The following is a 20,312-nucleotide window of genomic DNA, read 5'->3' as shown; positions in this document are numbered from 1 at the left end:
AATGACATACGTTACCAATAGTCTCGATAAAACATAGCTCTTCGGGCGAGCCGGTCACAAGCCGCTCGTATCGCTCGTTAGACGTCGAAGACGACGTACCCGTACCACTCGTCGTCGCGGCGTTCGAGCGTCATCTCGGAGTAGGTGACTGCTTTGATCTCGCGGGCCGAAACGTCGGCGAGGGGGACACCGCGGGCGGAGGCGTCGATCGTCCAAGTGGCGTCCTCGCGGTCTTCGGAATCCGCGGCGTCCGTCCCGTCGTCTTCGGCCGAGTGAGACGCGGAGACAGAACACCGGTGATCGGCCGGCAACACGAGCCGCACGTCGCGCTCGTAGATCAGTCGATCGAGGTAATCGAAGAGCAGTGCCTCCGGGCCCTCGGCGCGCACAGTGAGGTCGAACCGCTCCCCGGTGTCCGGGATCGACTCACAGCTCGCGGCCGTGAGCCCGTCGGCGACCGACGCGAACAACGCCGAGAGGGAGTCCCCGGCCGCCTCGACGGCGATGTCCGCGGTGTGATCTCGCAGGGCGTACGTCATCTGTCGGAGCCTCCGGTCGCGTCGCCCCGTTCGCTCGCGGCGTTCCGTTCGGTCGCGGCGTTCGGGTCCGGCTCGGCCACGTCGGCACCCTCCGCTGTCGTCGCCATCTCCCACTCTGTGTCGAGGCCGTCACGCAGATGGGTGGCCGTATCGGCCGCGTGGACCGCGTCGGGAGAGACGGCGTCTTCGTCCTCGGCCGCGCCCTCCAGGGCGACGCCGGACGTCACCACGGCGCGCAGCCCCTGCTCGACGCTCAGGTCCACCTCGACGATCCGGTCTTCGGGGACGAAGACGACGTGACCGCCCATGACCGGATTCGGAGCCATCGGCATGAAAATCGTCCGCATATCGCCGTTTCCGGTCGGCTCCGTGACCGCCTCGGGCGTCGCGCTCGTGACGAACGCGAGCGTGTAGGTCCCCTCCGTCGGGAACTCCACGAGAACCACCTCGCGGAAGTTCCCCTCGTCGGATTCGAGCATGGCGTCGCTCATCTGCCTGAACCCCTGATACACCGACCCGACGCCGGGGACCTGCTCGATCGCGTAGTGTGTGTACTCGACCGCCCGCTCGCCGTACCGGGTCGACTCCACCGCGATCCCGAGGACGAGAAGCGAGGTGACGAACACGATCGGCGTCGCGATCTCGACGACCAACTGGCGGGAGATCGAGCCGACGAACGGCACCGAGACTCGTGAGGAGAGCGGCGCGACCGCCGACGAGAAGGCGTCGACGTAGGCGTAGATGGCGTTGAACACGAAGCCCAGCACGGCGAGAGTGATGACTGCTGGCACGATCACGGCGACGCCGGTCACGAAGGATCGCCGGAGCCGCTTCCGTCCCGGCGACGTCTCCTCGAGCATACGAGTCTCCACGACCGACCGCGACAAAACAGTTCTGTCGCGGACTCCGACGCTGGTCTGTCCCCGGTGGCGGTGGAGTTATATCCCACAGGGCTGTTAGTTGCGTACAGTGAGCGTCACCGTAGAGAAACGGACGGATCCACCCGGCGAGGCCGAGCACGCGTCGGCCGCGTGGGACCTCAAAGAGCGGATCCGCGCCGACGAGGACGTGTTACGACAGCGTCGAGGGTTCTTCATCGACGCCTATCGCCGGTCCACGACGCACCTCCTCGTCGAGACCAACACGCTCGTCGCGTTCGCGTCCGTCCGCCGCGACGGCTACGTGCTCTTTCTAGCCGTCAATCCCGACTACCGCGGACAGGGACACGCGGAGCGACTCATCGCCGACGTCGCCGCGGACCACCGGTCGGTCACCTGTCACGCCCGCACGACCAACGACACCGCGCTCGGATTCTACGAGCACCTCGGATTCGAGGTCATTCGCCGGATAGACGATTACTACGAAGACGGCGGCGACGCCTACTACCTCAAGCTCGGCGGCGACTCGATCCGAGAACGACTCTCCGAGTTCGTGAGCCGGTAACAGGAACACCCGCCGACCCCGGTCGAACCGATAACCATTAGCACGCGCCGCGAGGAGACTCGGCCATGACGGATCCTTCGCCCGCGTCGCTCGCGGACCGCGTCCGCGACGGCGACGTGCGGTTCCACGAGATCGAGGAGTACGCCGACGCCGACACCGCCGCGGCCGCCCGCCGCCGCCTCGTCGCCGAGGCGGCCGACGCCGACGTCGACGCGCTCGGTGAGTACGCCTTCGACGCCGCCGACGCACACGGGTCGAACATCGAGAACATGATCGGGGCGGTGCAGGTGCCGATGGGCGTCGCCGGTCCGGTCTCGATCGACGGCGGCGCGCTCTCCGGCGAGCGGTACCTCCCGCTCGCGACGACGGAGGGGGCCCTGGTCGCCTCGATCAACCGCGGCTGCTCCGTCGTCACCGACGCCGGCGGCGCGACCGCCCGCGTGACGAAAAGCGGGATGACGCGCGCACCGGTGTTCCGGGTCCGCGACGTCGCCGAAGCCGAGGCGCTCGTTGCGTGGGTCCGCGACAGCGAAGGAGTCCTCCGCGAGGCGGCCGAGTCGACGACGAGCCACGGCGAACTCCTCGACGTGACGCCGTACGTCGTCGGCAACAACGTCTTCCTGCGGTTCCGCTACGACACGAAGGACGCGATGGGCATGAACATGGCGACCATCGCGACCCGGGAGGCCTGCGACCGGATCGAGGCCGCGACCGACGCGTCGCTCGTCGCGCTCTCCGGGAATCTCTGTTCGGACAAAAAGCCCGCCGCTGTCAACGCCGTCGAGGGGCGCGGGCGCTCCGTCACGGCCGACGTCGAGGTGCCGCGAGAGATCGTCGAGGAGCGGCTCCACACGACACCGGAGGCGATAGCCGAGATCAACACGCGCAAGAACCTTGTGGGGTCGGCGAAGGCCGGTTCGCTCGGGTTCAACGCCCACGTCGCCAACGCGGTGGCTGCGATGTTCCTCGCGACGGGACAAGACGAGGCGCAGGTCGTCGAGGGCGCGAACGCGATCACGACCGCCGAGACGACGGCCGACGGCGACCTCTACGCGTCGGTGTCGATCGCGAGCCTCGAAGTCGGCACCGTCGGCGGCGGGACGACGCTCCCGACGCAGGCGGCCGGGCTGGACATCCTTGGCGTCCGCGGCGGCGGCGACCCCGCCGGGAGCAACGGAGACGCGCTCGCGGAGGCGATCGCGGTCTGTGCGCTCGCCGGCGAGCTCTCGCTGCTCGCGGCGCTCGGGTCCCGACACCTGTCGTCGGCACACGCCGACCTCGGTCGGTAGCCGGTCAGAGGGCCGCCCGGCCAGTGGGGGAGGGCCCGAACAACGCTTTTGTAGCTCCGACATCCAGTTCGCGTATGAACGATGGTACGGTGTCCGTCCCGCCCGAGCAGTACGAGCGGCTCACGGCGCTCGCCGCCGCCCGCGGCGTGACCCCGGAGGCCCAGGTCGCGCGACTCATCGACGACGCCTACGAGGGACTCGACGCCGACGACGCGGCGACGGAGGCGCTCCCGCTCGGCGTGTGTGACACGGACGACGAGTAGGCCGGTCGACGACCGCAACGCAATCGATTCCGCCGGTCGCGGTCGAGCGCAGAAACACCTCACCGCGTGAGACGAGTCGTTACTGGAAGCCGATCCGGCCGCCGGTGTCGCGGAGCGACTCGCCGCCGCCGCCCTTGAACTGCTGTTCGACCTCCTCGTAGTACGAGAGGATGTCTTCGTTGATCGTCGGCCGCACCGACTCTAACGCGGCCCGGAAGTGCTTCATCTCGACCTCCTCGGCGTCGTCGGCGTCGCGCAGCGCCTCGATTGCGGCCTCGCGGGCTATCCCCTCGAGATCCGAGCCGACGTAGCCGTCGGTTATCTCTGCGATCTCGCGCAGACTCACGTCGGGAGCGAGCGGCGTGTCTCGGGTGTGGATCTCCAGAATCTGCTCGCGGCCCTCCTGGTCCGGCTGCCCGATCATCACGAGTCGGTCGAACCGACCGGACCGGAGGAGCGCGGGGTCGATCATGTCGGGACGATTCGTCGCACCGATCACCATCACGTCGCCCATGTCCTCTAACCCGTCCAGTTCGGTCAGCAACTGGTTGACGACGCGCTCGGAGACGTTGTTGCCCATCTCCTGCCCGCGCGAGGGCGCAAGGCTGTCGAGCTCGTCGAAGAAGATGATCGTCGGACTCACCTGCCGGGCCTTCCGGAAGGTCTGTCTGATCGCCTTCTCGCTTTCCCCGACCCACTTCGAGAGCAGCTGTGGCCCCCTCACGGAGATGAAGTTCGCGTTCGTCTCGTTGGCGACGGCCTTCGCCATCAGCGTCTTCCCGGTACCGGGAGGGCCGTACAACAGCACGCCCTTCGGCGCGTCGACGCCCATCCGGTCGAACTTCTCGGGGGAGGAGAGCGGCCACTCCACCGACTCTTTCACCTGCTGTTTGGCCTCGGAGAGCCCGCCGACGTTGTCCCACGAGATCTTCGGGAGCTCGACGAGCACCTCGCGCATCGCCGAGGGCTCGACCTCGTTCAACGCGCCCGAGAAGTCGTCGCGCTTGACGATCATCCGGTCGATCAGGCTCGGCGGGACCTCCTCCTCGTCTAAGTCGATTTCGGGGAGGTAGCGGCGCAGCGCCTTCATCGCCGCCTCCTTGGTGAGGCTCTCGATGTCGGCGCCCACGAAGCCGTGCGTCTCGTCCGCGAGGTGATCTAAGCTCACGTCGTCCGAGAGCGGCATCCCGCGGGTGTGGATCTGGAGGATCTCCTTTCGACCCACCTCGTCGGGGACGCCGATCTCGATCTCGCGGTCGAACCGCCCGGGACGGCGGAGCGCCGGATCGACGCTGTCGACCCGGTTCGTCGCGCCGATGACGATCACCTGCCCGCGGGTTTCGAGCCCGTCCATCATCGTCAGCAACTGGGCGACGACCCGGCGCTCGACCTCGCCGGTGACGTCCTCGCGCTTGGGCGCGATCGAGTCGAGCTCGTCGATGAAGATGATGCTCGGGCTCTCCTCTTTGGCGTCCTCGAATATCTCTCGGAGCTGCTGTTCGGACTCGCCGTAGTACTTCGAAATGATCTCGGGACCGGCGATGGAGAAGAACGACGCCGAGGTTTCGTTGGCGACGGCCTTCGCGAGCAGGGTCTTCCCCGTGCCCGGCGGCCCGTGGAGCAGGACGCCCTGCGGCGGCTCGATGCCGAGCTTCGAGAAGATCTGCGGGTGTTTCATCGGCAGTTCGACCATCTCGCGGACGCGCTGGATCTCCGACTGGAGCCCGCCGATGTCCTCGTAGGTGATTCCGCCGCCGGTCTTCTCGAACCCGGAGATCGGCTCCTCGCGCAGTTCGACCTCGGTGTCTTCGGTGATGAGACAGACGCCCTCCGGCTCCGTCTCGACCGCGATCAGCGGGATAGCCTGTCCCGGCGACCGCATGAACGGGTGGTTCGTCGAGGACATCACGGGGACGATGTCGCGCTCGACGACCGGCCGCTTGAGGATCTGCCGTTTCACCATGCCGGCGGCGTCGGATCCGAACTGGACCGACGCCTCCTCCGGCGGGGCCAACACGAGCTTGTCGGCCTTCTCGGCTTCCGCCTTCCGGATGGTGACGCGCTCGCCGATGCCCACGTCGGCGTTCTGGCGGGTGAACCCGTCGACGCGGACGGTGTCCGTGTTCCAGTCCTGCCGGTCCGCGCGCCACACCTTCGCGGCGGTCGTTTCTGCGCCCTCGATCTCGATGATGTCGCCGGGCGAGAGCTTCAGATGCAACAGCGTGTCGGGGTCGAGTCGGGCGATGCCGCGCCCCGAGTCGTTCGGGTACGCCTTCGCCACTTCGAGTTGAACTTCGTTCATGCTTCCTCGCGGGAGATACCAGTAACTGCACCCGGTTCGGGAATAAGCCTGTTGCCGTTACCGCCGTCGAGGGCGATACCGGGGACCGCACGCCGTAACCCGATCTGTGTCATCATGTGTCACGGTAGGAAACCCGGCGTTAAAACCCCGTCGTAAGCGTGCGTTTTCGCCGACGCCGGCGGCGACGCGTCGGGGGGACGGCGAGGTCAGTCGACGCGCCACCGTCCGCCCAGTTCGTCTCGCTCCATCGACTCGGCGTCGCCGTCGCGGAAGACGCTCACGCGCCCCGTCTCCTCGCTCAGGGTGACCGTCGCGATGACCTCCGGGCGGACCGAGGTCTCAAGCGCGCTCATGTGCCTGGACCCCATCCACGGCTCGTAGCTCACGTCGTCGACGAGATCCGATTCGTCGCTTCGGGTCCCCAGGTCGCGGAACCGCACCATCTGCGCTTCGATCTCGCCGTCGGCGGCGACGACGATGCCGCCGTCCCGTTCGAGGCTCACGGTCTCGACCGCGCCGACGAACCCGTCCTCCTCGAAGACGGACCGACAGCTCTCGCGAGGCCAGCGGTTGTCACCCATCGGGTCGGCGTACGCACCGTACTCGCGGTCCGCGACGACGGCGAAGTACAGCCCCGGTCCCTTGACGTGTGGCTCGTCCCACCCGTCGAACGACCGGCTGACGTGTTCCGCACAGTAGGTCAGCCGATCGATTACCTCTCTGACGCGGTCGTGTGACCCGTACTCGATCGCGAGGCGGCTCATCTCTCTGCCTCCGCCGCCGTCGAGGGGACGGCGGCAGCGCGGACGCTCATGGATCGATCGACGGGCGGCCGATATATAAGCGATTTCGAGTGGTGTCGACCGCCGTCGGCGACGTGAGCGGGGCGTCGCGAGCGCGACGGGAGCGGTCGACGAGCACGCAGTCACGTCCACGGGGCGAACAGCCGGGCGTCGAACCGGTCCGCACGGACGAGTCCGACGCCGAACGCGGCGGCGACGGCGGCGGGAACGAGGTTCCCGTAAAAGAGGTTGATCCCGCCCCAGAGGATCACGAAGCTCACCATGTCGTCGAGCATGAACTCGCAGTCGCGCAGGCGGGCGCGGAGGTCCGAGAGCGCGAACGCCTGATCAAGGGTGACGACCGCGACGGTCGCGGAGAGCACCCAGCCGGCGTAGTTCGAGAGCGGCACGCCGAAGAACGCGCCACCGCCGAAGTCCCAGAATCCGAGCGCGACCGCGCCCGGATCAAGGACCACGTCCATCGCGACGACGGCGGCGATCACGGTCGCAAGCCGGAGCCAGCCGTTCTCGGCTCGCGGGCCGAGAAGCAGCAGACAGAGCAGGTACGCGTTGACCACGAGCGGGATGAAGAAGACGGGGAGCGCCAGCGGCACGCCGGCCAGCATCGGGCCGAGGCTCACCGTGTACTCGAAGCCGCCGTACGGCCACCCCGTGGCGACGCCGACGAGTTCGATCGCGTAGGTGTACCCGATCAAGACACCGACCCACCCGAGCGCGCGGCGGTCGATCGACGGCAACACGCCGACGACGAGCGGCGAGCGCATCACCAGCACGCCGAACAGCACGAACCACGGGTTGAACGCGAGGGGATCGGGCACCCACCCTTCGGCGCTGCCGACGAGCGCGACCGCCCCGACGAGCGGGAACAGCACGGCGATGGTAAAGCGGTTCTCTCGGACGAGCCGATCGAGGAGTCCCTCGACCTCGCTCCGCGTGTCCGGGAGCCGAGCGCGCGCGGCGGCGACCCGCGAGGCGGGCTCTTCGGTCCCCTCTGCCGCCGTCGCGGTCGGCCCGTCGGTCGCGGCCGGTCCGCTCTCGTCGGTCATCCGAGCGCCTCCGTGATCGGGTAGACGCGCCAGAGCCCGCCCATCGAGAGCAGCGTTCCGATCACCGTGTTCAGCGCCGGGAACCACCAGTACGCGCGGTCGACCGCGACCGACGACGTCGCGACCCACGCGACGAAGACGGGGTATACCCCGATCAGCGCGCCGAGGCGGAGGTCGACGGCGGCGAACGCGATCGACGCGGCGGTCCAGCAGCCGAAGCAGTAGACGTACGTCCATCCCTCACCCAAAACCGTCGCTGTCGTGCGGATCCCCGCGGCTCGGTCCGGTTCGATGTCGGGGATCGCGGAGAACGTGTGCATCCCCATCGTCCAGAGCCACGCGCCGGCGAGCGCCGCGAGCGGCGGGTGCGTCCCCGCGGCGGTCGCGTACGCGGCCGCGCCGGGGAGGACGTACAGCCCGTTCGAGACGGAGTCCGCGAGCGGCGTGGTCTTGAACCGTAGGGGAGGCGCGCTGTAGGCCGCACCGAGCGCGAAGAAGCCGGCGAGGTACGGCCACGCGACGCGGGGCGTGACCGCGAACGTCGCGATCCCGATGACCCCCGCGGCGACCACCGCGAGCGCGACGAGGCGGTCACCTCGCCAGCGCGCCTCGCGGTCCTCCTTCTTCGGGTTCACCTCGTCGATGTCGGCGTCGAAGGCGTCGTTGACGCCGTAGAGGTAGACGTTCGCGGGCACGAGGAAATAGCCCGCGAGCGCGACCGTGACCGGCGTGAACAGTTCGCTCACGTCAGCGACCCCGTAGGTGACGCCGACGGCGACTGGACCGGCGAGGTACAGCCAGAAGCGCGGACGCGACAACACCAGCAGGTACCGAAGAAAGTCCGTGACCCCTCCCCGGGATCCATCGGGCACCGTCGACGTGTCGGGGTCAGTCACGGAATCACTCACGCTCAGATCGAGTCCGATATCGACTCTGCGGTCAGTTGACCGCTGATGAGACACATCGGAACTCCGATGCCGGGCGTCGTCGTCGAGCCGGTGAAGTAGAACCCGTCGACCGCCTCAGAGCGGTGGGGCGGCCGGAGCAGCGAAGTCTGTCGAAGGGTGTGTGCGAGCCCGAGGGCGCTCCCCCGATAGCTGTTGTATCGGTCGGCGAAGTCGTCGACGCAGAACGTCTCCTCGAAGACGATCCGGTCGCGCAGGTCCGTCCCGGTGTTCGCCGCGACGTCGTCTATCACGAGGTCGCGGTACTCCTCGCGACGCTCGGGTGTGTCTTCCAGCCCCGGCGCGATCGGCACCAGGGCGAAGAGGTTGCTGTGCCCCTCGGGCGCGACCGTGTCGTCGGTCTTCGAGGGCACACAGAGGTAGTATGCGGGGTCGTCCGGCCACGAGGGGTCGTCGAATATCTGCGCGAAGTGCTCGTCCCAGTCCGTCGGCAACACGAGGGTGTGGTGGGCGAGCTCCGGCACGTCGCCCTCGACGCCGAGGTACAGCAGGAACGCGGAGGGGGCGTACGTCCGCGACTCCCAGTACGCCTCGCTGTACTGCCGCTTGTGTTTCGGGAGCAGCTCCTGCTCGGTGTGCGCGTAGTCCGCGTCCGAGACGACGAGGTCCGCGAGGTAGCGGTCGTCTCCGACGGTGTCGACCGCGAACGCGCCGCGTCGGCCCTCGATCCCCGTCACCTCGGCGTCGGTGACGTACTCCACGCCCAGATCCGCGCCGAGTTCGGCGATCCCGTCGACGACCGCTCCGATCCCGCCCTCCGGGTAGTAGACGCCCATGTTGTAGTCGACGTGGCTCATCAGGTTGTACAGCGCGGGCGTGTTGTGCGGCGAGCCGCCGAGGAACACGAGCGTGTACTGCATCAGCTGCTGGAGCTTGGGGTGGTCGAAGTAGCCCTCGACGTGTCCCTGCATCTTGCCTAAAAGCGAGAGCCCCCACGAGTACCGGAGCACGTCCTTATCCACGTAATCGCGCAGCTTCGGGCGGTCCTCGTACACGAAATGTTCCATCCCGATCTCGTAGGTGCGTTCCGCCTCCTCCAGATACGCGTCGAACGCCTCGCCCGCGCCGGGCTCGTACTCCTCGAACAGCTCTCGGTTCGCCTCACGGTCCGGGAGCACGTCGACTCGGTCCCCGTCTTTCCAGAACACCCGGTAGTGAGGGTCGAGCCGCTCCAGCTCGTAGAACTCCTCGGGCGTCCGGTCGAAGTGGCCGAAGAACCGCTCGAAGACGTCGGGCATCAGGTACCACGACGGCCCCATGTCGAACCGGAAGCCGTCGGCTTCGAGCCGGCTCGCGCGCCCGCCGAGCTGTCCGTTCTTTTCGAGGAGGGTCACGTCCGCACCGGCGTCGGCGAGGTAACACGCGGTCGAGAGGCCGCCGAACCCGCCGCCGATCACGACGACGGACTCGCCGGCCGCGGCGTCGATATCCGGGGCCACGTCCATGGACGATCGTACGCTCGGCGGAAGTATAAAGACCGGCCAGACGGCCGCGACGCGGATCGGCCCCGTATCGATTCCACCGATCGAGTGGGTACGCCTAAGTCGCCGACGGTCCTACCGACACCTAATGGATCCGACGGTCGCGATCACCGGCGCAACGAGCGGGATCGGGCGGGCGGTCGCCGAGGCGTTCGTCGCCGCGGGCGCGTTCGTCGCCGTCTCCGGCCGCGACGGCGACGCGGTCGATCGCACCGTCGCGACGCTGAACGGGGCGAGCGACGAGACCGGAAGAACGGACGTCTCCGACGGGAGCGACGGAGTGGGCGACCCCGCCGGCACCGCCTGGGGAGTCCGCGTCGACGTGCGCGACGAGTTCGACCTCGAACGGTTCTTCGAGCGGGTCGCCCGCGAGGCGGGACCGATCGACGTCGCGGTCGCGAACGCGGCGATCCTCCACGGCGCACCTGGCGAGAAGCCGATGGACAGCCTCTCGTACGCCGACTACGACGACACGATGCGGACGAACGCCCGCGGCGTGTTCGCGACGATCCGGGAGGCGGTTCCGCACCTCGCCGCGGATGCCCGAATACTCGTCCCGTCGGGGTCCGTCGCGCACGACTCGACTCCGGGGATGGGCGCGTACGCGATTTCGAAGGCCGCTGCCGAGGCGGTCGCGCGCGGGTTTGCTGCCGACCTCGACGCGACGGTCGGCGTCGTCGATCCCGGGCTCGTCGCAACCGATCTCACCGGCAAAGAGCGCGCTCGCGACCCCGAGAGCGTTGCGCCGCTGTTCGTCTGGGCCGCCACCGAGGCACCCGCAGACGACCTCGACGGCGCTCGGCTCGGCCTCCGCGAGTGGAAGGCCGCAACCCGGTAGCTTATCATCGATACCGCGGCCAGCCATCCCGTGCCAGCCTCAGTCACCGCGCGGGGGAACGCGGGTGCGCGGTGCGGTCCCGTGCGGTCGGGGTCGGTCGGCGTGACCGCCCGCCACACGCACCGCCTGTTCGCCCTCGTCGCCTTCACACACCCGAAGTCAGTTGATCGCCGTCATCAGCGCATCACGCCTGTGACACGCGGGATTCGACGTCGGAGTCGGAGAAGTCGGCCGCCAGCGACGCGACCGCGTCCATGAACGCCGTCCGGTAACTCGCGGGGCCGGCGGGGTCCGACGCGGCGGCCCGCTCGCCGGCGATCCCGTAGGCCGCACACGCGACGAGCGCGGCCTCCCGCGTCGAGTCGACCGACGAGTCGGACGCGTCGGCCACCGCGGTCATCGTCCCGAGCGTGCTCGCGAGCATGCAGCCCGACCCGACGAACGACCCCATTCGCTCGTGTCCGACCGCGAGTTCGTGGCTCGCTCCGTCGTCAGCGACGACGTCGACCGGACCGGACGCCACGACGACCGCGCCAGTCTCCGCGGCGAGCGCCCGCGCGGCGGACGCCGAGCCGCCGCTGTCTCCGACCGATTCGACGCCCTTGACGGTCGCCTCCTCGCCCGCGAGGCCTCGGATCTCACCGACGTTGCCCTTGATCACGTCGAACTCGACCGCGTCGAGGAGGCGACCGACCGACTCGACGCGGTGCGGGGTCGCCCCGTAGCCGACCGGGTCGAGCACTACCGGGATGCCGGCCTCGTTCGCGCGAGCCCCGGCGTCGACCATGGCGTCGACATCGGTCTCGGAGGCCGTCCCGGTGTTGATCACGACCGCGTCAGCGCCGGCAGCCATGTCGCCCGCCTCGGCCGGGGCGTCGGCCATCACGGGGAGGCCGCCCCAGTGGAGCGTGACGTTCGCCGTCTCGCTTACGGTCACGTCGTTGGTGAGGTGATGGACGAGCGGCGCCGACTCCCGAACGGCCGACAGCGTCGCGCGGATTCGCTCGTCGTCGATCGGCTCAGCGGGCACCGGCGATCACCTCGCCGAGCGCAGCGGTTGCGGCCGTCGGGTCGTCCGCGGCGGTGATCGCCGAGATGACCGCCGCGCCGGTCGCTCCCGCCTCGACCACGGGTCTCGCGTTTTCGGCGGTTATCCCGCCGATCCCGAACACCGGAACGTCAACGGCGTCGGCGATCGCCGCCACCGGCTCGGTCCCGATCCCGTTTTTCTCCTCTGGAACGTCCTTCGACACCGTTCCGTACACCGCGCCGACGCCGAGGTAGTCCGCGCCAGCCGCCGCCGCGGCCTCCGCCTCCGCGACCGTCGACGTCGAACAACCGACGACGGCGTCGGAACCGAGCCGCTCGCGAGCGACCTCGACGGGCAGGTCCGACTGGCCGAGGTGGACGCCGTCGGCGTCGATCGCCGCGGCGAGGTCGACCCGGTCGTTGACGAGCAACGGCACCGATGCCGCCGCCGTAACCTCGCGGAGCCGCCGACCGAGTTCGTATCTGTCGCGGGCCGAACGATCTTTCTCGCGGAGCTGCACGACATCGACGCCGCCGTCGATCGCCGCCTCGACGACCGCCTCGGTGTCGCGACCGGCCGACCGGCTCGACTGCGTCACCAGATACGTCCGCCACTCGCTGGGATTCATCAGTGGTACTTTCTAGTGGTGAGTGAAAAGTGGTTCCGTCGACGGCCGTCGGGAGAGCGAGCGTCGCGAGCGCGGACCGCTCGGCGACGCCGGCCGTGCGTTGTCTCGATCCTACTCGTCGTCTGCGACCGCTTCGACGACTTCGACGCTGCCGGTGAGCTGCCGGTGGACGTACGGCATGTCGATGCCGGCGTCGTCGAACGCCTCTTTCACCGCGGCGACGTACTCCGACCGCACGCGGACGAAGTCCCCGCGGTCGGGGTCGGCGATCCAGATCCGCGCCTGCAGCCCGACCGCCGAATCACCCAGTTCCGTCAGCCGAACCGACGGCGCGGGGTCGTCGAGTATTTCGTCGTGGCTCTCGGCCTCCTCGACGATGATGTCCGTCGCCTCGTCGATATCGTCGTCGTAGCCGATACCGAAGACGAACTTCTGCCGGAGCGTCTCGTAGGCCACCGGATTGGTGACGGCGTTGTTCGCGAGGTCGCCGTTCGGCACCGTGATCCGCTCGTTGTCGAACGTTCGGACCCGCGAGACGCGCAGATCAATGTCTTCGACTCGCCCCGCGTTCCCGTTCCACTCGATCCAGTCGCCGACCTCGAACGGCTTGTCCTTCAGGATGAAGACGCCGGCGACGAAGTTACCGAGCAAGTCCTGCGCGGCGAACCCGATCGCTAGGGCGATCGCGCCGCCGAACACCGCGAACGCCGAGAGGAACGCGCCGTAGCCGGCGATCGTGAACCCGATCGCGATCGCGGCGACCCAGATGACCGCGTTCGCGACGCTCGATCCGAGGCTCAACACGGCCTCGTCGAACCCGCGGGAGCCGAGGGTCCGCTCGACCGCGGGAATCGCGACGACCTTGCCGATCAGCAGCACGGCCACGAAGCCGGCCGCGAACAGGAACACGGTAAAGAGGATCCCGGCGAGCGTCGCCGCCAATCCCGTCAGTCCGAACTGGAGTGGTACCATCATCGAACCATTCGGGAGAGTATATAAAGAAGGTACGGGCTTCGCGGTTGTTTACGTCCGGTGGCCGCTCAGTCGCTCCGGACTGCGAGCGGTCCGTCGCCCCGCGCGACCCCGCGGAGTCGCCGTCCGTGCACGTCGTCGGATCGGATCCGGTCGCGGACTGCGGACGGGAGCCACCCGTCGCGGCCCGTCGGCGACGGAGCCGGGTCCACTCCGACCGGCCGGACACCGTCCGAGAGGTATCGGGCGTGCGTCGGGAGCCGTTCGCGGAGCGGCATCCCGCCGGCGTCGGCCACGTCTCGAAGCCCGTCGAGGTCCGGCCACGCGTACTCGGGGTTGATGTAGTCGTCCGTGATCGGCGAGACGCCGCCCAGGTCGTCGATGCCGCAGTCGACGAGGTCGGCCGCCGGTGAGAGGTTCGGCGGCACCTGCACGGAGACGTCCGGGGGAAGCGCCGCCCGCGCCATCGCGACGACTCGGCGCATCGTCGCAAGATCCGGCTTGGGGAAGTCCGACCGCTCGTTCGGAACGACGTTCTGAACGATCACCTCCTGCACGTGGCCGTGTCGCTCGTGTAGCTCGCGGACGGCGAGCAGACTCTCCGCGCGGTCGCGCCATCCCTCGCCGATGCCGACGAGGATCCCCGTGGTGAACGGAACGCCCTGTCGACCCGCCGCGCGGATCGTGTTGAGCCGCTGTCCCGGCGCCTTCCGGCGGCCGCCGCTGTGCGCGTCGACGTCGGCGGTCGTCTCCAGCATGACGCCCATCGAGGCGTTCACCGCGCGCAGGTCGCCGAACTGCGCCTCGGTGAGGTCGCCGGGGTTCGAGTGCGGGAGGAGCCCCTCCTCCAACGCGATCTCGCAGGCGCGGTGGAGGTAGTCGTAGATCGAGTCGAACCCCCACTCGTCCAGCCGCTCGTGGATCGCGGTGTACCGGTCGTCCGGGTCGTCACCGAAGGTGAAAAGCGCCTCCGTGCAGCCCGCGTCGGCTCCCACCCGACATCGCGTCCGGATCTCTTCGGGGGACAGAAGCGACGCCTCCCCGGGCACGTCGTAGTAGGTGCAGTAGGTGCAGGTGTACCGGCACGCGGTCGTCAGCGGCACGAAGACGTTCCGGGCGAAGGTGAGTCGCTCGGCGGGATCGACGTCCGCCGGCGACACCGACAGCAGCCGCTCGACGTGGGCCGCATCGATCGACAGGTCGATGTCGTACTCGTCGGCCACCGTGAACACGGCCGTGAGTCGCGGCCGGGGCTCAAAAAGGATCGCGGTCCCAGATCCGGTCGCGGACTCGCTCGCTCAAACGCGCTCGACGCCGACTCGCCCGCCGCTATCGTCAAGGGTGATTCCGACGTCGCGGAGCCACGCTGCGGCCGCGCCGTCCCCGTGTATCAGCACCTCCGCGAGGTCCGCGGGCTCGTCCACGTCGGTCGCCAACCGGTGGGAGTCGATCACGCTGACGGTCGCGTCGATCTCGTCTGCGATTCGCCGGTGATCGCAATAGGACGCGCCGTGGTAGTCCACGCGAAACTCAGCGTGCTCGACGGCGAGTGCGTTCGTCCCGCCACCGCGACCGGGCGCGATCGAGACATCTGCGGATCGCTCGACGGTCTCGAACAGTCCTCGGAGCGCGGACGGAGTTGCGATAGCGAGGTCGGCCATGACGATCCCGACGGGCCGATCGGCGGCCGCGCGTCGGTCCGCCAGCGCCGCGTTCACCGCGGTCGTCAGCGGCCGGTCATCGATTTCGACCGGGCAATCGACCACGGCGTCGACCGGCCCGGTCGCGAGCACCCGCGGCTCGCCGCCGGCCGCCGCGACGGCATCGAGCACGTCCGAGAGCATGGCTCGGGCGAACGTCGCGCGCTCGGCAGGATCCAAGACGGTCGAGAGTCGGGACTTGGGGCACTCGGTGGAAAACGGAACGAGGACCTCCATCGAGCGGGTCGTCCTAGAACAGCGATTCCAGCTCGTCGCTGCCGTCGCTGACGAGCTCGTCGAGGTTCTCCTCGCTCTCCTCGCGAATCTCGTCGAGGTTGTCCTGCGCCTCGATGGCGACCTGCTGGAGCTCCTTGATCCGCGGGACGTTCGTGACGCCGGCGAGCAGGATGACGGTCGCGACGAACCCGGCACCGCGGTACGGGTAGTCGCCTCCCCGGACTTCCATCGATCCGGTCTGCTCTTCGAGCCACTTGCGCCCGCGCTCTATTCCCTTCCGGTTGAGGTACTCCGGCGGCCCGGCGAGCACGAGCAACGCGCGCTCTGCGCCCTCGATCTCACAGGGCAGCGTGAGCCGACCGAGCGCCGCCTTGCGGACGAGGCTCGTGATCCGGTTCGTCGTGTGCGCGCTGTCGAGTTCGTCCTCGTCGTCGTCGTTGCGGAGCCGAGAGAGCAGCCCGCCGGAACTTCGCTCTTCGACCTCCTCTTCCGCGTATCCGACGGTCGAGACGCCGCCGCCGGAGAGCGTGTTGATGATCTCAGAGGAGTCGACGACGCTCTCTGCGACCTCCTGTCCCTGCTGGATCTCGCCGGCGCCGAACAGAATTCCGAACCGGCGGACGATCTCCTCGTTGATCTCGGAGTAGCCGCCCTGAACGGACTCGCCGGTCTGTCGCCACGCGTCGTTGTCGAACACCATCAGGTTGTCCACTTCGCGGACGAACGTCTGGAACGAGCGGGCGGCGTTGAGCGTGTAGATTCCGCCCTCGTCGCTGCCCGGCAGGATACCGAGCCCGTAGACGGGCTCCGTGTAGATCCGCTTGAGATGTTTCGCGAGCACCGGCGCGCCGCCGGATCCCGTTCCTCCGCCGAGCCCGGCGACAACGAGGAACGCGTCGACCTCGTGGACCGGGATCGAGTCGATCGCGCCCTGCACCTCGTCGATGTCCTCCTCGGCGATCTCCGCGCCGAGCTCGTTGTCCGCGCCGACACCGTGGCCCTTCACGCGGGACTGTCCGATGAGGACCCGCTGTTTCTCGGTGATGTGTTCAAGTCCCATCAGGTCCGCCTTGGCCGTGTTGACGGCCGCGGCCGCGCGGACGATCTCCGACCCGGTCCGCTTGTCGTACTCCAGGAACTTGTCGACGACTTTTCCCCCCGCCTGTCCGAATCCGATCATTGCAAGTTTCATCGTGTGCTCCCTCGACCTTTGGAAAAAACAGAGCGTAAACTCCTATTTAAGCCTTCGGTTGACGTTACCAGCGCTGAGATCGCTGTCGGCGAGTGGCTCTGAGGGTCGCGGCTCGCTCCGACCGATCCGGCGTCGAACGATCCCGCGAGTCGGGGGTCGATCATGCGACGCCCAGGTACCCGGAAAGCGTCGTCAGTTCGTCGGCGTCGACGCCGAACGCGTCGATATCGTTGTCGGCCGTCGTGTTGTCGAACTGTAGCGATCGGTACTGGTCCGGCCCCATCGGGAAGCCGGGGACGGCACCGAGCACAGACAGCCCGATCCGCGCCAGCGGCATCGGCAGCGGCACGATGGTGACGCCGCGCTGTTCGGCCTCGTACACGAGGTCGGTCACCTCGCGGAGCGTCAGCCGCTCCGGACCGCCGACCTCGTAGGTCTCGCCGACGTGTTCGTCCGCCTCCAGCGCCGCGACGAGCATGGGGACGAGGTCCTCGACGTGGATGGGCTGGAACCGGGTCTTCCCGCCGCCCGGCAGGGGATAAAGCGGGATACCCGGCGCGAACATACCCTTCAGTCGCTTGGTGAACGAGACGAACTCGCCGCCGTCGCCGAAGACGACGGACGGGCGGAATATCGTGTACCCGAGGTCGCTGTCGCGGACGATCGCCTCGGCCTCGCCCTTCGCGCGGATGTACGCCGTCGTCCCGTCCGGGTCGGCACCGAGCGCGCTCAGTTGGACGAACCGGTCGATCCCGCCCTCCTCGGCGGCCCGAACGAGGTTCTCGGTGCCGCCGCGGTGGATACGGTCGTGCATGACGTTTCCCCCCTTCGGCTCGAACAGCGGCGAGAGCGCGACGAGGTTCACGACGGCGTCCTGCCCGTCGACCGCGTCGACGATCGAGTCGTAGTCGGTGACGTCGCCGACGGCGGCGGAAACGCCCTCGGGCGTGTCGTCGGCCGATCGCGAGAGGGCGGTCACCTCGTGGCTCCCGTCCGCGAGCGCGCGACAGAGGTGCGATCCGATGAATCCGGTTCCGCCGGCTACCAACACTTTCATACGGATCGCGAGGGGCGGAAGCCCCGTAAACCTACCGCGGAGTCGCCGTTCCGTTGAGATGGCGCGGGCGGATCCGGACGTCACCCGTCCCCTCGATCGGGCCCCGGAACGATCAACGCCGGCACGGGCGCGGTCCGAACGGTCTGCTCGGCGACGCTCCCGAGCAGATACCGCTCGACGCCGGACCGTCCGCGCGTCCCCAACGCGACGAGGTCGATGTCGTGGTCGGCGACGTACGACCGAATCCCGCCGGAGGCCGACGCGGCGATCTCGACGGCCTCGACCGTGTCGACGCCCTCGGTCGCGGCGGTGTCGGCCGCCGCCGCGACGGTCTCCTCGGCGGAATCGACCAGCGCGCCGACGCCCGAGTACGCCTCGCTCCCCACGGCACCGACGTCGACGACCGACAGCGCGTGGACCGTCGCGCCCGTCGCGACCGCGAGCGCCGCGGCCCGCTCGACCGCGGCGTCGGCGTGGTCGCTCCCGTCGGTCGCGACGAGGACGTTTCGATACGGGTACCGCGTCGTCGCGTCACCGGGACGGACGCTGAGCACCGGCACGCTCGATCGCCTGAGCACCCGCTCGGTGGTGCTCCCGAGAAGCAGGTGATCGAGCCCGGTTCGTCCCCGCGTCGACATCGCGATCAGGTCAACGTCGCGTTCCGCCGCGTACGCGACGATCGTCGCTTCGACCCCGCCCTGTACGACGTCGGTCACCACCGAGACGCCGCGGTCGGCGGCGCGGTCGGCGAGCTCCGCGACGAACGATTCGCCTTCGCGTTCGAGCACGTCGACGACATCACCGCCGATCCGCGTGACGCTGTCGTGGGTCGTGTCGGCGACGTTGAGTACGTGGACGGTCGCGGCGTGGTCGGCGGCGAGATCGAGGACGTGCTCGAAGGCCTCGCTCGCCCCGTCGCTCCCGTCCGTCGGGAAGAGGATCCGGTCGAGCATGCGCGCACCGTCACCGCGTGTGGGTAAAAATGCACCCCGCGTTCGCCCGATAGATCGGCGCGTCGTCGCTATTCCTCGTCGCTGTCGTCGCGGGTATCGTCGACGCCGCCACTCGCGTCGTCCTCGGTCTCGGTTCCGGCGGTCCCGGGCTCGATGTCCGTCCGGGTCACTCGCACGGTCGAAATCCGAGCGCCGTCGACCGCCGTGACCTCGAATCCGTACCCGCCGACCGAGACGGCGTCGCCCGGGTCCGGCGTGCGACCGAGACGGTCCAACACGAGCCCGCCGAGCGTCTCGTATCCGTTCCCGTCGAAGTCGGTGCCGAGCGTCTCGTTGACGACCGACAGCGAGACGGAGCCGTCGGCCTCGTAGGTCCCCTCGGCCTCCTTCCGGATGGTGTGTTCGCCGCGGCCGGCGTCGAACTCGTCGCGGAGGTCGCCGACGAGCGCCTCGACGGCGTCCTCGACGGTGGCGATCCCCTCGAAGGCTCCCCACTCGTCGACGACGGCGGCCATCTGGCGCTGTTCGGTGCGGAACTGGACGAGGAGGTCGCTGAGCGATGTCGCCTCCGGGACGACGATCAGGTCGCGCGCGAGGTCGCCGGCGGTGACCGACTCGTCGCCGGTCTCGACGGCTCGCAACACGTCTTTCACGTCGAGAAAGCCGACCACGCGGTCGGCGTCATCGTCGGCCACGACCGGGTAGCGTGTGTGTCCCGCGTCGAGCGCGATCGCTCGGATCGCGTCGAGGTCGGCGTCGACCGGCACGCTCACCACGTCGGGGCGAGGGACCATCACCTCGCGGACGACGGTGTCGTCGAGTTCGAAGACGCGTTCGACCATCTCGACTTCCGCGTCGGCGACGTGCCCGGCCTCGCCGGAGCGGGCCAGCACGCGACGGAGTTCGCGCTCTTCGAGCGTCTCGTCGGTCTCGGACGCCGGCGGGACGCCGATGGCCTGCGTGAACGCGTTCGCGGTTCCGTTGAACACGACGATTCCGGGGGCGAACAGGTAGTAGGAGAGCTTCATCGGCGGGGCCAAAAGCAGCGCGACCCGCTCCGCCTGCGCGATGGCGATCGTCTTCGGCGCGAGCTCGCCGAACACGACGTGGAGGAAGGTGATGACGCCGAACCCGATCGCGAACGCGACGAGGTGAACGAGGCTCTCAGGGAGCAGCGGTCCGAGCACGGGTTCGAGGAGCGCGGCGACCGCGGGCTCGCCGATCCACCCCAGCCCGAGCGACGCGATCGTGATCCCGAGCTGCGTCGCCGCGAGGTAATCGTCGAGGCTCTCCATCACGTCCTGCAGCGCGCCGGACCCGGCGCGACCCTCCTCGACGAGCTGTTCGACGGAGGTCGAACGGACCCGCACGAACGCGAACTCGCTCGCGACGAAGAAGCCGTTCAGTGCCACGAGCACGAGCGCAGCGACCACGCGGGTGACCGAGACGGCGACGGCTACCATCGGTGCCTCCGTGTCGACCGCGGTGCGGGAACGTCGCTGACCATGACGGCGATTCACCGCCAGTCCACTAAAAAGGACAACGTCGCTCGTCGGCGGCGGGGACTCACACCG

Annotated in this window: 20 protein-coding genes; 4 read left to right on the top strand and 16 right to left on the bottom strand. The window is 68.8% G+C overall.

All coding sequences use genetic code 11. The annotated features are described in order from the left end of the window. Window positions 1–77: 77 nt before the first annotated feature. Entirely contained in the window at window positions 78–539 is a 462-nt protein-coding gene (locus ACZ45C_RS06200; protein WP_460560132.1) for an archease, read from the bottom strand. Then, on the bottom strand, window positions 536–1,399 hold the full coding sequence (locus ACZ45C_RS06195) for a DUF502 domain-containing protein (protein WP_460560134.1): 864 nt from the start codon (window positions 1,397–1,399) through the stop codon (window positions 536–538). Before ACZ45C_RS06195 ends, ACZ45C_RS06200 begins: the two co-directional genes overlap by 4 nt. A gap of 109 nt (window positions 1,400–1,508) precedes the next feature. Here ACZ45C_RS06195 and ACZ45C_RS06190 point away from each other — a divergent pair, with 109 nt between their 5' ends. The 3 genes from ACZ45C_RS06190 to ACZ45C_RS06180 all read left to right on the top strand — a co-directional run bounded on the left by ACZ45C_RS06190 (window position 1,509) and on the right by ACZ45C_RS06180 (window position 3,534). Further along, on the top strand, window positions 1,509–1,982 hold the full coding sequence (locus ACZ45C_RS06190; RefSeq protein WP_460560136.1) for a GNAT family N-acetyltransferase: 474 nt from the start codon (window positions 1,509–1,511) through the stop codon (window positions 1,980–1,982). Window positions 1,983–2,047: 65 nt separating this feature from the next. Then, a complete protein-coding gene (gene hmgA, locus ACZ45C_RS06185) occupies window positions 2,048–3,271 on the top strand; it encodes a hydroxymethylglutaryl-CoA reductase (NADPH) (RefSeq protein ID WP_460560138.1) in 1,224 nt (407 codons plus the stop codon). Between the two features lie 74 nt (window positions 3,272–3,345). After that, complete coding sequence (locus ACZ45C_RS06180; protein WP_460560140.1) at window positions 3,346–3,534, top strand: hypothetical protein; 189 nt, start codon at window positions 3,346–3,348, stop codon at window positions 3,532–3,534. Window positions 3,535–3,613: 79 nt separating this feature from the next. Here ACZ45C_RS06180 and ACZ45C_RS06175 read toward each other — a convergent pair whose 3' ends face one another. From ACZ45C_RS06175 to ACZ45C_RS06155, 5 genes are all read right to left on the bottom strand, one after another. Further along, window positions 3,614–5,836, bottom strand: coding sequence for a CDC48 family AAA ATPase (locus tag ACZ45C_RS06175; protein WP_460560142.1), 2,223 nt, complete (start codon window positions 5,834–5,836; stop codon window positions 3,614–3,616). Window positions 5,837–6,042: 206 nt separating this feature from the next. Continuing rightward, window positions 6,043–6,600 carry a hypothetical protein gene (locus ACZ45C_RS06170; protein WP_460560144.1) on the bottom strand — a complete coding sequence of 186 codons (558 nt, stop codon included), beginning with the start codon at window positions 6,598–6,600 and terminating at the stop codon, window positions 6,043–6,045. Between the two features lie 161 nt (window positions 6,601–6,761). Further along, window positions 6,762–7,685 (bottom strand): bisanhydrobacterioruberin hydratase, encoded by a 924-nt coding sequence (cruF, locus tag ACZ45C_RS06165; protein ID WP_460560146.1) that lies wholly within the window; start codon window positions 7,683–7,685, stop codon window positions 6,762–6,764. Then, a complete protein-coding gene (locus tag ACZ45C_RS06160) occupies window positions 7,682–8,581 on the bottom strand; it encodes a prenyltransferase (RefSeq protein ID WP_460560675.1) in 900 nt (299 codons plus the stop codon). The genes cruF and ACZ45C_RS06160 overlap by 4 nt, the downstream gene beginning before the upstream one ends. Window positions 8,582–8,595: 14 nt before the next feature. Beyond that, a complete protein-coding gene (locus ACZ45C_RS06155) occupies window positions 8,596–10,095 on the bottom strand; it encodes a phytoene desaturase family protein (protein ID WP_460560148.1) in 1,500 nt (499 codons plus the stop codon). 124 nt (window positions 10,096–10,219) lie between these two features. On the opposite strand from ACZ45C_RS06155, the gene ACZ45C_RS06150 reads away from it, so the two are divergent. Then, complete coding sequence (locus ACZ45C_RS06150) at window positions 10,220–10,969, top strand: SDR family oxidoreductase (protein WP_460560150.1); 750 nt, start codon at window positions 10,220–10,222, stop codon at window positions 10,967–10,969. A 184-nt stretch (window positions 10,970–11,153) separates the two neighbouring features. Here ACZ45C_RS06150 and thiM read toward each other — a convergent pair whose 3' ends face one another. The 9 genes from thiM to ACZ45C_RS06105 all read right to left on the bottom strand — a co-directional run bounded on the left by thiM (window position 11,154) and on the right by ACZ45C_RS06105 (window position 20,201). Then, window positions 11,154–11,999, bottom strand: a complete 846-nt coding sequence (gene thiM, locus ACZ45C_RS06145; protein WP_460560152.1) for a hydroxyethylthiazole kinase — start codon at window positions 11,997–11,999, stop codon at window positions 11,154–11,156. After that, the gene (thiE, locus tag ACZ45C_RS06140; RefSeq protein WP_460560154.1) at window positions 11,989–12,627 is read right to left on the bottom strand and encodes a thiamine phosphate synthase; all 639 of its coding nucleotides are present in this window, start codon (window positions 12,625–12,627) and stop codon (window positions 11,989–11,991) included. The genes thiM and thiE overlap by 11 nt, the downstream gene beginning before the upstream one ends. A gap of 111 nt (window positions 12,628–12,738) precedes the next feature. Next, window positions 12,739–13,599 carry a mechanosensitive ion channel family protein gene (locus tag ACZ45C_RS06135; RefSeq protein ID WP_460560156.1) on the bottom strand — a complete coding sequence of 287 codons (861 nt, stop codon included), beginning with the start codon at window positions 13,597–13,599 and terminating at the stop codon, window positions 12,739–12,741. Window positions 13,600–13,667: 68 nt separating this feature from the next. Then, window positions 13,668–14,831, bottom strand: coding sequence for a 7,8-didemethyl-8-hydroxy-5-deazariboflavin synthase subunit CofG (cofG, locus tag ACZ45C_RS06130; protein ID WP_460560158.1), 1,164 nt, complete (start codon window positions 14,829–14,831; stop codon window positions 13,668–13,670). A gap of 66 nt (window positions 14,832–14,897) precedes the next feature. Further along, on the bottom strand, window positions 14,898–15,536 hold the full coding sequence (gene cofC / locus ACZ45C_RS06125) for a 2-phospho-L-lactate guanylyltransferase (RefSeq protein ID WP_460560160.1): 639 nt from the start codon (window positions 15,534–15,536) through the stop codon (window positions 14,898–14,900). Window positions 15,537–15,549: 13 nt separating this feature from the next. Next, entirely contained in the window at window positions 15,550–16,728 is a 1,179-nt protein-coding gene (locus ACZ45C_RS06120; RefSeq protein WP_460560162.1) for a tubulin/FtsZ family protein, read from the bottom strand. A gap of 160 nt (window positions 16,729–16,888) precedes the next feature. Next, window positions 16,889–17,785 carry a complex I NDUFA9 subunit family protein gene (locus ACZ45C_RS06115; protein ID WP_460560164.1) on the bottom strand — a complete coding sequence of 299 codons (897 nt, stop codon included), beginning with the start codon at window positions 17,783–17,785 and terminating at the stop codon, window positions 16,889–16,891. Window positions 17,786–17,865: 80 nt separating this feature from the next. After that, a complete protein-coding gene (locus tag ACZ45C_RS06110) occupies window positions 17,866–18,738 on the bottom strand; it encodes a universal stress protein (RefSeq protein WP_460560166.1) in 873 nt (290 codons plus the stop codon). A gap of 68 nt (window positions 18,739–18,806) precedes the next feature. Continuing rightward, the gene (locus tag ACZ45C_RS06105) at window positions 18,807–20,201 is read right to left on the bottom strand and encodes a hemolysin family protein (RefSeq protein ID WP_460560168.1); all 1,395 of its coding nucleotides are present in this window, start codon (window positions 20,199–20,201) and stop codon (window positions 18,807–18,809) included. Window positions 20,202–20,312: the final 111 nt, after the last annotated feature.

It is taken from the genome of Halorubrum pallidum, assembly GCF_055380345.1.
This window is presented reverse-complemented; position numbering and strand designations above follow the sequence as displayed.

Excerpts from the sequence above, each read along its gene's own strand:
- ACZ45C_RS06170 (WP_460560144.1), bottom strand. The coding sequence starts at position 6,600 with ATGAGCCGCCTCGCGATCGAGTACGGGTCACACGACCGCGTCAGAGAG.
- ACZ45C_RS06180 (WP_460560140.1), top strand. The coding sequence starts at position 3,346 with ATGAACGATGGTACGGTGTCCGTCCCGCCCGAGCAGTACGAGCGGCTC.
- ACZ45C_RS06155 (WP_460560148.1), bottom strand. The coding sequence starts at position 10,095 with ATGGACGTGGCCCCGGATATCGACGCCGCGGCCGGCGAGTCCGTCGTC.
- ACZ45C_RS06110 (WP_460560166.1), bottom strand. The coding sequence starts at position 18,738 with ATGCTCGACCGGATCCTCTTCCCGACGGACGGGAGCGACGGGGCGAGC.
- ACZ45C_RS06150 (WP_460560150.1), top strand. The coding sequence starts at position 10,220 with ATGGATCCGACGGTCGCGATCACCGGCGCAACGAGCGGGATCGGGCGG.
- cofC (WP_460560160.1), bottom strand. The coding sequence starts at position 15,536 with ATGGAGGTCCTCGTTCCGTTTTCCACCGAGTGCCCCAAGTCCCGACTC.
- cruF (WP_460560146.1), bottom strand. The coding sequence starts at position 7,685 with ATGACCGACGAGAGCGGACCGGCCGCGACCGACGGGCCGACCGCGACG.
- ACZ45C_RS06200 (WP_460560132.1), bottom strand. The coding sequence starts at position 539 with ATGACGTACGCCCTGCGAGATCACACCGCGGACATCGCCGTCGAGGCG.
- ACZ45C_RS06195 (WP_460560134.1), bottom strand. The coding sequence starts at position 1,399 with ATGCTCGAGGAGACGTCGCCGGGACGGAAGCGGCTCCGGCGATCCTTC.
- ACZ45C_RS06135 (WP_460560156.1), bottom strand. The coding sequence starts at position 13,599 with ATGGTACCACTCCAGTTCGGACTGACGGGATTGGCGGCGACGCTCGCC.
- ACZ45C_RS06105 (WP_460560168.1), bottom strand. The coding sequence starts at position 20,201 with ATGGTAGCCGTCGCCGTCTCGGTCACCCGCGTGGTCGCTGCGCTCGTG.
- thiE (WP_460560154.1), bottom strand. The coding sequence starts at position 12,627 with ATGAATCCCAGCGAGTGGCGGACGTATCTGGTGACGCAGTCGAGCCGG.
- ACZ45C_RS06120 (WP_460560162.1), bottom strand. The coding sequence starts at position 16,728 with ATGAAACTTGCAATGATCGGATTCGGACAGGCGGGGGGAAAAGTCGTC.
- ACZ45C_RS06115 (WP_460560164.1), bottom strand. The coding sequence starts at position 17,785 with ATGAAAGTGTTGGTAGCCGGCGGAACCGGATTCATCGGATCGCACCTC.
- ACZ45C_RS06175 (WP_460560142.1), bottom strand. The coding sequence starts at position 5,836 with ATGAACGAAGTTCAACTCGAAGTGGCGAAGGCGTACCCGAACGACTCG.
- hmgA (WP_460560138.1), top strand. The coding sequence starts at position 2,048 with ATGACGGATCCTTCGCCCGCGTCGCTCGCGGACCGCGTCCGCGACGGC.